Below are 8,966 nucleotides of genomic sequence, written 5' to 3'. Positions count from 1 at the left end.
CTGGGCATCGACCGGTTCATGTCCGAGTGCCGCAGCCTCACCAACTTCATCGGCAATGCCGTCGCCACCATCGTCGTCGCCCGCTGGGACAACGCCCTCGACCGCGACGCCCTCCACACCGCCCTCAATGCACCCACGGCTGAAGGACCCGCACGGCCCGCAACCGAAACCGACCCGGATTGAATCAACGAATGGAAGCCGGGCAAAGAACCCGACTTCCCGCGAATGGGAGAGAAGAGATGACTGATCGCACCAGGCTCCGCCTGCTTTGCAGCGGCACCGCGATGATCGCGCTTACGCTGGCGCTGCCAGTCCATGCGCAGGAAGCGCCTCCGGCCGATCCGGCCGCTGAAGAAGCACCGCCCGCCGAGGTCGTCGTCGTCGGCAGCCAGATCAAGGGCAAGGACATCACCACCGCGCTGCCGGTGTCGGTGGTCGACCGCAACCAGATCGACGCCACCGGCGCGCTGTCGGGCGACGATCTGATCCGGTCGATCCCGCAGGCGGGCGACGTCACCTTCAACGAGGCGAACAATCCGCAGACCAGCAATGCGGCGCGCGGCGACGTCAACTCGATCAACCTGCGCAATCTGGGCGTCGGCAACACGCTGACGCTGCTCAACGGCCGCCGCATGGTCAATCACCCGACCAGCCAGGCGGGCGACGGCAATGTGCCGGTGCTCGGCTACAACTCCAACGCGCTGCCCGTCGCCGGGATCGAGCGGCTCGAGATCCTGCGCGACGGCGCGTCGGCGATCTACGGATCGGACGCGGTCGCGGGCGTGGTCAACACCGTCACGCGCGGCGATTATGACGGCGCCGAGCTCAATCTGCGCTACGGCTTTGCGGGGGGGACGAACCGCAAGGAGTTCGAGGGCACCGCGCTGGTCGGTCACAATTTCGCCGAAGGGCGCGGCAATTTCTCGCTGTTCTTCAACTATGTCCGCCGCACCGCGCAGATGGCGGAGGACCAGCCCTATACCGCGACCGACAACCTCATGTCCTATTTCGCGGACGATCCCGCCTATGCCGGCAACCTCGCCGCGGATGGCCGCGCGACCCAGAGCCCCTGGGCGAATCTTGCCGTGGTCGGCGGCCCCGGCACGATCCGTCGTAGCCCGGGCAACCAGGCACTGACCTCCTCGGCCGGTGCCTTCCACACCCAGTCGTCGCTCAATCCCGGCTGCCTCGTCACGATCAACAGCGATGTCTGCTTCGGCTCCGGCACGCGCGCGACCGCGACCACCCTGCGCAACGAGCGGTTCGACACCCGGCCCGGCACAACCGTCACCCCGTCGTTCAACCGCTACAACGCCTTCTTCACCGGCCGCTATGAGCTGAGCGATGCGGTCGAGCTCTACACCGAACTTGGTTATTACCTCGCCGATACCCAGCGCATCCAGCCGCCGACGATCAACCTCAACGCGATCGTCATCCCCGCGAGCAACTATTGGAACCCGTTCGGCCCCACGACCTTCGCCAATGGACAGGCCAACCCCAACCGCATTCCCGGCCTCACCAACGTGCCCGCCGCGGGCCTGCCGGTGCGACTGTCCACCTATCGCTTCGTCGATGCCGGCAATCAGGTAGTGAATGTCGAAAATTGGCAGTCGCGCTTCCTGGTCGGCGCGCGCGGCAAGATCGGGACGTTCGATTACGACACCGCGATCCTCTATTCGGAGGCGCAGGCACGCGACAGCTCGAACGCGATCGACATGACCCGGCTCCAGCGCAACCTCGCACTGTCGACGCCCGACGCGTACAACCCGTTCAGCGGCGGTTGTTCGGCGGCGCCCTCGGTCGGCGACTGTTCGTCCGCGAGCCAGGCGACGATCGACTCGTTCAGCTTCAACCTCGTCCGCAAATCGAAGACCAGCCTGCTGCTCGGTGACTTCAAGCTCTCCAACGCCAATCTGTTCGATCTGCCCGCCGGCGGACTCGGTATCGCGTTCGGGGTCGAGGGGCGGCGCGAGACGCAGGAGGATATCCGCGATCCGCGCCTCAACGGCACGATCACCTTCACCGACATGGTGACCGGTGAGATCAACCTGTCCAACGTCGCCGCCGTCAGTCCGACCCCGTCGACGCGCGGCAGCCGCACCGTCTTCTCGGCCTTTGCCGAGCTGGCCGTGCCCGTGGTCTCGCCCGAGATGAACGTGCCGCTGATCCATCGGCTCGACCTTCAGCTGGCGGGGCGGTTCGAGAATTATTCGGACTTCGGATCGGTCGCGAAGCCCAAGATTGCCGCCGCCTGGGATATCGTCGACGGGCTGCGCCTGCGCGGTTCATGGTCGCAGGGTTTCCGCGCTCCGAACCTGGAGCAGACCAAGACCGTCGCCTATTCGCGTCTCAACTCGAACACCGACTATTACCGGTGCGAGGCCGATCTGCGCGCGGGCCGCATCGCCAACTATTCGGCGTGCAGCCGCGGGATCAGCTATTCGATCTTCATCAGCGGCAACCCGGACCTGAAGCCTGAGGAAAGCACCAACTGGACCGTCGGCACGGTGATCGAACCCAAGTTCATCCCTGCCGAATATGGCCGCCTGACGCTCACCGCCGATTTCTGGTCGATCCAGCAGACCGGCATCGTGGGCCAGTTCGGGGCGCAGAACGCGCTGGTGCTCGATTATCTCATGCGGCTTCAGGGATCGAGCAACCCCAACGTGATCCGCTCGGCGCCGACCGCCGACGACACGCCGGTGTTCGCGGGCACCAACCTGGCCGCGGCGGGCGCGGTGACGCGGATCAACGACCAGTTCGTCAATTTGCTACCCCAGACGGTGCAGGGGATCGACCTGGCGCTGCTCTACAATGTCCGCACCGACATCGGCCGGTTCGACGTCGCGATCAATGCCGCGCGGCTGACCAAATTCTCGCGCGATACCCCGCCGGCGGTGCAGGCGCTGTTCGACGCGCGCAACGCCGGACAGATCAACGCCGCAACCCCGCTGACCGACGCCACCGACCTGCTTGAGGAGCGCGGCAAACCCAAGTGGCGCATCACCGGATCGCTCACCTGGAGCCACCAGGGGTTCCAGATCGGTGCGTTCGGTAATTACATCGGCAAGGTCTACGACACCAACTTCCTCGACGCGCAGGGCAATCCCTATCCGCTTGAGGGCAAGGCGTTCTTCAACCTCTATGCCCAGTATCGCGTCCGCAAGGGGCCGCTTGAGGATACGCGTTTCCGCATCGGCGCGCGCAACATCTTCGATACTCAGCCGCCGATCACCGCCGATGGCTATCTGGGGTCGCTCTACGTGCCCTATGGCCGCTACATCTACGCCTCGATCGGCAAGAAGTTCTAAGGGGACATGATGCGTTGGCTCGCCGCTTTCGTCCTGCTCCTCGTCGCGGTTCCGGCCGCGGCGCAGGGCGGGGAGGTGATCAACCTCTGGTCCGGCGCGATGCCGGGCAGCGGCAAGCCCGCCGGACCGGAGAAGGTCGGGAATGAGGGGGCGGCGACCGGCTCGGTCTCCAACGTCACCGTGCCGCGCATGGTGGTCGTCCGCCCGAAGAAACCGAACGGCGCGGCAATGCTGGTGATCGGCGGGGGCGGCTATTTCCGCATCCAGATCGGCAGCGCGGCGATGCCGACCGCGCAATGGCTGGCGGGGCAGGGGATCACCGCCTTCGTCCTCTATTATCGCCTGCCGGGTGACGGTTGGAACGCCGATGCGCCCTTCCAGGATGGGCAACGCGCGATGCGGTTGCTGCGCGGCAACTGGAAGACTCTGGGTATCGATCCCAAGCGGATCGGCGTGCTCGGCTTTTCGGCGGGCGGGCATCTCGCCGGGACACTGGCGACGCGCGGCGACGACGCCTTCTACCCGGCGGTCGATGCCGTCGATCAGATGAGCGCGGTGCCGGACTTCGCCGCGCTGATCTATCCCGTGGTGTCGATGCGCGCGCCGATCGATACCACGCGCACCTTCCGCGAATTGAAGGGCCTACCGAACTTCCGAGACGTCTTCTCGGTCGAGGCGAATGTCACCGCCGCGACGCCGCCGATTTTCCTGGCGCACGCCGCCGACGATCCCATCGCCGCGCCCGAACACAGCCTTCGCCTTCATGCCGCGATGCTGGCGGCGAAGCGCCCGGTGGAACTGCATGTGTTCGAAACCGGCGGGCACAGCTTCGGCCTTGGGAAACCGGGCAGCGCGGTTGCCGCCTGGCCGGGTCTGTTCCGCAGCTGGGCAAGCCGCCACGGGTGGCTGAACCCGAACTAGAAGTTCCAGTCGAACCCGATGCGGATGCTGCGCGGGCGCAGCGGGGTGATCTGGTCGCGGTCGCGGATGAGGAACGGGGAACCCAGCGCGAAGCGGTTGCCGCGCGAGTCGAGAAGGTTGGTCAGCGTCAGGCTGATTCCGCGCCGTGAATTGCCGATCCGCGCCTCCAGCCCGGTATCGACATAGTCGCCCTGCAACCGCTCCAGGATCGGACCGACGCCAAGGATGGACTGGCCGACATAGCGGGCATGGCCGTCGAGCTTGAGCGTGTCGCCCGATCGAAGCTCGGTGGTGTAGGCAAAGCCGATCCGCCCGGTCGCGTCGGCAACGTTGGGGAGGCGGTCCGACGGAATCCCGGGCGCGTTGATCGGCAGCAGGATGACGTCGCGGCGCGTGACGCTGCTGTCGTTCAGATAGACGGACGCGTCGATCTCAAGTCCCGGGATCGGGCGCCAGCGGCCCGCGACGCCCAGCGAAAACACCTCGCCATCGCCGATGTTCGCGGTGGTCGGGAAACCGAAGCCATCGATCAGGTCGGCCTGGATATGCTTCCAGTTGGTCCACGATCCGCTCACCGCCAGGTCGAACCGGTCGCCGATATAGCGGCTTCCGGCCTCCAGCGTGGTCACGCGATCGCCCTCGAACCGCTGTACATAGTCCTGGCGCACCGCGATTCCGCCGGGGCGGAAGCCCTGCTGCATGCGCGCGAACAGGGTCAGCCGGTCGTTCGGCCGCCACGCCAGCGCGGCGGAGGGCAGGAAACGGGTTTCGCTCCGGCTGCCGCGCGCGCCGGGATCGTTGCGATAGGCCAGCGTTTCCAGCACATCCTCGGACTGGCCCGACAGGCTCGCATGGGTCAGGCGCGATCCCAGAGTGAGCGTGAGTCGAGGCATCGGTTCGATCGTCGCCTCGCCATAGAGCGTGGCTTCATCGACCTTGTTGGTGACGCCGGTCAGCGGCCGGAACACCGCCATGGACCACACATAGTCGCGGCTGATCGTCGTGGCGCCGTTTGCCGACTCGATCACGCCGCTAGCGACCAGCGATGGGGCGATGTCCATGCGGCGCTCGACGCGGGCATTGTTGCGCAGCAAACTTGCCGCGAGCAGCCAGCCGGTGCCGTCCGGCCCACGTCGCGCCAGCCGGGTCTCGAACGTCAGCATCGAGATGCGGTTGGCCTGCGAATAGCCGGTGCCGGGCGCGTCGTCTTTGGGCTGCACGTCCGGCATGGCCGGATCGGCCAGCGCCTGCCCCTCGAACAGCTCGAACACATATTGCCGGGCATAGCCGAGCGAGGAGGTCAGCTCGAGATCGTCCCAGCGCTTGCGGACGACGAAGTCGGCGAGCCAGTAATCGCTGCGGAAGGGCTGGGCGATGTTGCTCACACGGGCAAGGTCGCCCGCGCCGCGATCGGCATATTGGCTGTCGTCGCCGCGAATCTTCTGGCCGACCCCGGTCAGGTCGATCAGCCAGCCGTCGCCGGCGTCGAACCGCAGTGCGGCGCGGCCGCCGATCGTGTTGACGCGGTTGATGTCGCGCAGACCTCGGCCGAGATCATCGATATAGCCGCCTTCGACCGCGCCAAAGGCCAGGCCGCGAAAGGCGAGCTTGTCGTCGATCAGCGGCACGTTGACGATCGCGCCGCCATCGACTGTTGGCTGACCGTGCTGCACGCCGGTGATGCCACCCCAGGCGGCGCCCTCGCTGGAGCGCAGATTGGGCGCGCGCGGCACGATGCGCACCACCCCGCCGAGTGATCCGGCACCATAGAGCGTACCCTGTGGTCCCTCGAGCACCTCGATGCTCTGCACGTCATAGAGCCGCAGATTGGGGTCGGGTGCGCTGTAGGTGATGCGGCTATTGCCCCAATATTGGCCGACGGTGGCCTGGGTCGGGCCGACAAAGCTGGAATCCGCGATGCCGCGCACGAACAGCTTGTTGCGGCCGGGGCCAAGATGGGTGGAGACGACGCTGGCGATGCGGGTCTCGATCGCTGCGGTGCCCTGTGCCGCGTCCGCCGGAGACAGGCTGGCGCCATCGATGATCTGGACCCCGCCGGGATAGGCGCCCAGCGGAATGTCGCGCTTGGTTGCGGTGACGACCACCTCGACCGGCTCTTCGGGTTCGGTGAATGTGGGAGTGAGCGCGGGTCGCGGCGGGGCCGGGCGGGGCGGGGGCTTAGCCAGAATCGGCGCGCGCTCGATCAGATAAGTGGCCGACGCCACCTGGCGCGCGCGGGCGCCGGTGCCGCGTAGCGCGCGTTCCAGCGCGGCGCTCGCGGTCAGCTTGCCGCGAACCGCCTTGATGCGCACGCCAGCCAGCGACGGATCGCGAAAGCCGATGCTCGCACCGGACTGTTGGCTGAGCATGCGGACGGCGGCGTCGAGGCGCATCTCGGGCAGGCGAATATCGACCGTCCGCTCCTGCGCAAGCGCGGGAGACGCCACCAGAATTGGGATCAGGGCAAGGGGGCTAGGGCGGAGAACCATTGGCAGGTGACATTACCCATCCTTTTCCTTGCGCGGTGAACCGCACGCCCAGCAGCGGCGCTGCGCGTGCCAGCACGTCCTCCGCACTTCCGTTGAGCATCAGCGAGCCGGTATAGGGCGCGAACCCGCTGCCCTTGACCTCGACCGTCCGTCCCAGATTGCGCGTCAGATCCTGCGCCACCCGGTCGACCGGCGCCCGATCGTAATAGAGCGCGCCCGAACGCCAGCCGCCGACATTTTGCGGGTTGGCCTTGCGCAGCACCGGTAGCGCGCCGGTGCGGGCACGCGACAGGCCGTCGCCCGGATCGAGCCGCACCTGGTTGGCGCCCGGCTGATAGATCACCGCCCCCTCGGCCACCTCGACGTCCAGCGCGCCATTGCCCTCGGCGATGACGTTGAACACGGTGCCGGCGTCGAGCAGCTTGGTGTTGCCGGTGACGACCAGGAACGGGTTGGCCTCGTCATGCTTCACCTCGAACAGCGCTTCGCCCTGCGCCAGCTCGACGTGGCGCGGCGTGTCGCGGTCGATGGTGATGCGGGTGCCGCCATTCAGCATGATGCGCGATCCGTCGGCGAGCTCGATCGTGCGGTGCTCGCCCGGCGCGGTCGCGATCTGCTCGGGCGAATGGCCGCGATCGATCAGGCCCCAGCCCGTGACAGCGGCGACCGCGGCGGCGATGGCGGCCCCAGCGAACCAGCGGCGGCGGGGCGGTTGATAGCCGGTCTCCGCTTCGGGCTGCCAGGCGGGCTTCGGCGCGGCGGCGAGCAGCTCGGCCGCTTGGTCAGCCTGCGCCAGCGCGGTTTCATAGGCGGCCAGGTGCGCGGGCGATTCTTCCAGCCATTGCGTGAAGCCGTCCCAGTCGCAAAAGCCCGGGTCGCTCGCGCGGATCGCCCAAAGCTGGGCGGCTTCCACGATCTCCGGCGTCGGCAGGGCGTTCGATTCCATCGTCATATCGCCCTCATGACGGACTCGTGCCGCTCAGTCCGCATCGAACGTCGCCTTCAATTGCGCCAGCGCGCGATACGCCTTCTGCAGATCCTTCTCCACCGAACTCAGGCTGACCCCCAGTTCGCGCGCGATCACCGCCTGGCCGACCCCATCGAGCCGGTAGCGGCGAAACACCTGGTCGGCACGCGGACCCAGTTCGGCCAGCGCGGCTTCGACCCGGCGCAGCTGTTCGCGCGCGATCAGCGACCGCTCGCCCTTCGGCGCCTCGGTCTCGGGCACGCTCACCTCATGCCATTCCTGCTGGCGTCGCGCGCGGCTCACGCTTGATCGGCGGCGGTCGCGCATCAGATTTTCGGCGGCACGGAACAGATAGGACACCGAATCGGCGATCGGCTCGCTCGGCGCGGCGGCGACGCGCTGCCACAGGTCGTGCAGCACGTCCTCGGCCTCATCCCCAGCACCGCGCGCGGAAAGGAAGCGCAGCAGGCGACCGCGCTCGTTCAGGATCACCTGCTGGAGTCCGCTGACCGCTTCGTCCGGAATCATGGCCGTCCGGTAGCTCCGTTGCGCATGGAATGCGACCCCGTCCGCGCAGTCGCGGGCGGATTGTGGTTCGAGTAATGGGTCTTCGATGGACGCACGGGTGTCGTCAAGGCTCAGATCCGTGATCCTCTGGCTGGCGTGTCGCGCGGGCGAAGGCGGACCGGTGGGTCTGCTCCGGCGCGATGACGGGTGAAGGCGCGAATGCCACGGCCTCACCCAGATGCGGCAACGGATCGACCGCGCGGCCATCGGCGCGCAGCTCGAAATGAAGGTGGCTTCCCGTCGAGCGCCCGGTCGATCCCATCAGCGCGATCGTCTCGCCGCGCCCAACCGGCGTGCCCGCCGGGACCAGGATGCGTTCCAGATGGCCGTAGCGTGTGGTGAGGCCGTCGGCATGGACGATCTCGACCAGATTGCCATAACCGCCCGCGCGTCCGGCGAAGCGGACCACGCCCGTCTCCGCCGCCTGCACCGGGGTTCCCGCCCGGCCGGGAATATCGATGCCATAATGCATCCGCGCGGCGCGGTGGAACGGGTCGGCGCGGCGGCCGAACCGCGAGGAGATACGCGGCATCACCGCCGGCGCGCCTTTTTTGGGGGCCGACGCGCCGGCGGCTGGACCGGGGGCTAACCACGGCCGCGTTGCCACCCACGCGCGAAAGATTGGGCCGTTCGCGCGGGGCAGCTCAAGGATGTCCGGCCCGATGGCATCGGTGCTCGCTAGCAATGAGAGCGCCAAGGGCATCGCGGGGG

General features: G+C 67.5%; 6 protein-coding genes and 1 pseudogene. 3 read left to right on the top strand and 4 right to left on the bottom strand.

What is annotated here, in order from left to right; translation table 11 throughout:
• The 3 genes and pseudogenes from AC07M1_RS12080 to AC07M1_RS12070 all read left to right on the top strand — a co-directional run.
• Nucleotides 1-183, top strand: a pseudogene (locus AC07M1_RS12080) (C4-dicarboxylate transporter DctA); the annotation flags it as partial.
• A gap of 56 nt (nucleotides 184-239) precedes the next feature.
• On the top strand, nucleotides 240-3,311 hold the full coding sequence (locus AC07M1_RS12075) for a TonB-dependent receptor domain-containing protein (RefSeq protein ID WP_495162781.1): 3,072 nt from the start codon (nucleotides 240-242) through the stop codon (nucleotides 3,309-3,311).
• A gap of 9 nt (nucleotides 3,312-3,320) precedes the next feature.
• Entirely contained in the window at nucleotides 3,321-4,232 is a 912-nt protein-coding gene (locus tag AC07M1_RS12070) for an alpha/beta hydrolase (protein ID WP_495162780.1), read from the top strand.
• Here AC07M1_RS12070 and AC07M1_RS12065 read toward each other — a convergent pair.
• From AC07M1_RS12065 to AC07M1_RS12050, 4 genes are all read right to left on the bottom strand, one after another.
• Nucleotides 4,229-6,679, bottom strand: a complete 2,451-nt coding sequence (locus tag AC07M1_RS12065; protein ID WP_495162779.1) for a TonB-dependent receptor — start codon at nucleotides 6,677-6,679, stop codon at nucleotides 4,229-4,231. The two genes, AC07M1_RS12070 and AC07M1_RS12065, sit on opposite strands and share 4 nt — an antisense overlap.
• A gap of 25 nt (nucleotides 6,680-6,704) precedes the next feature.
• On the bottom strand, nucleotides 6,705-7,673 hold the full coding sequence (locus AC07M1_RS12060) for a FecR family protein (RefSeq protein ID WP_495162778.1): 969 nt from the start codon (nucleotides 7,671-7,673) through the stop codon (nucleotides 6,705-6,707).
• A 27-nt stretch (nucleotides 7,674-7,700) separates the two neighbouring features.
• On the bottom strand, nucleotides 7,701-8,216 hold the full coding sequence (locus tag AC07M1_RS12055) for a sigma-70 family RNA polymerase sigma factor (protein WP_495162777.1): 516 nt from the start codon (nucleotides 8,214-8,216) through the stop codon (nucleotides 7,701-7,703).
• A gap of 103 nt (nucleotides 8,217-8,319) precedes the next feature.
• Nucleotides 8,320-8,787 (bottom strand): M23 family metallopeptidase, encoded by a 468-nt coding sequence (locus AC07M1_RS12050; protein WP_495162776.1) that lies wholly within the window; start codon nucleotides 8,785-8,787, stop codon nucleotides 8,320-8,322.
• Nucleotides 8,788-8,966 lie beyond the last annotated feature (179 nt).

It is taken from the genome of Sphingomonas sp. GW821-FHT10C01 (assembly GCF_059415525.1).
The sequence above is the reverse complement of the archived record's forward strand: the minus strand, read 5'-3'. Positions and strand labels throughout refer to the sequence as shown.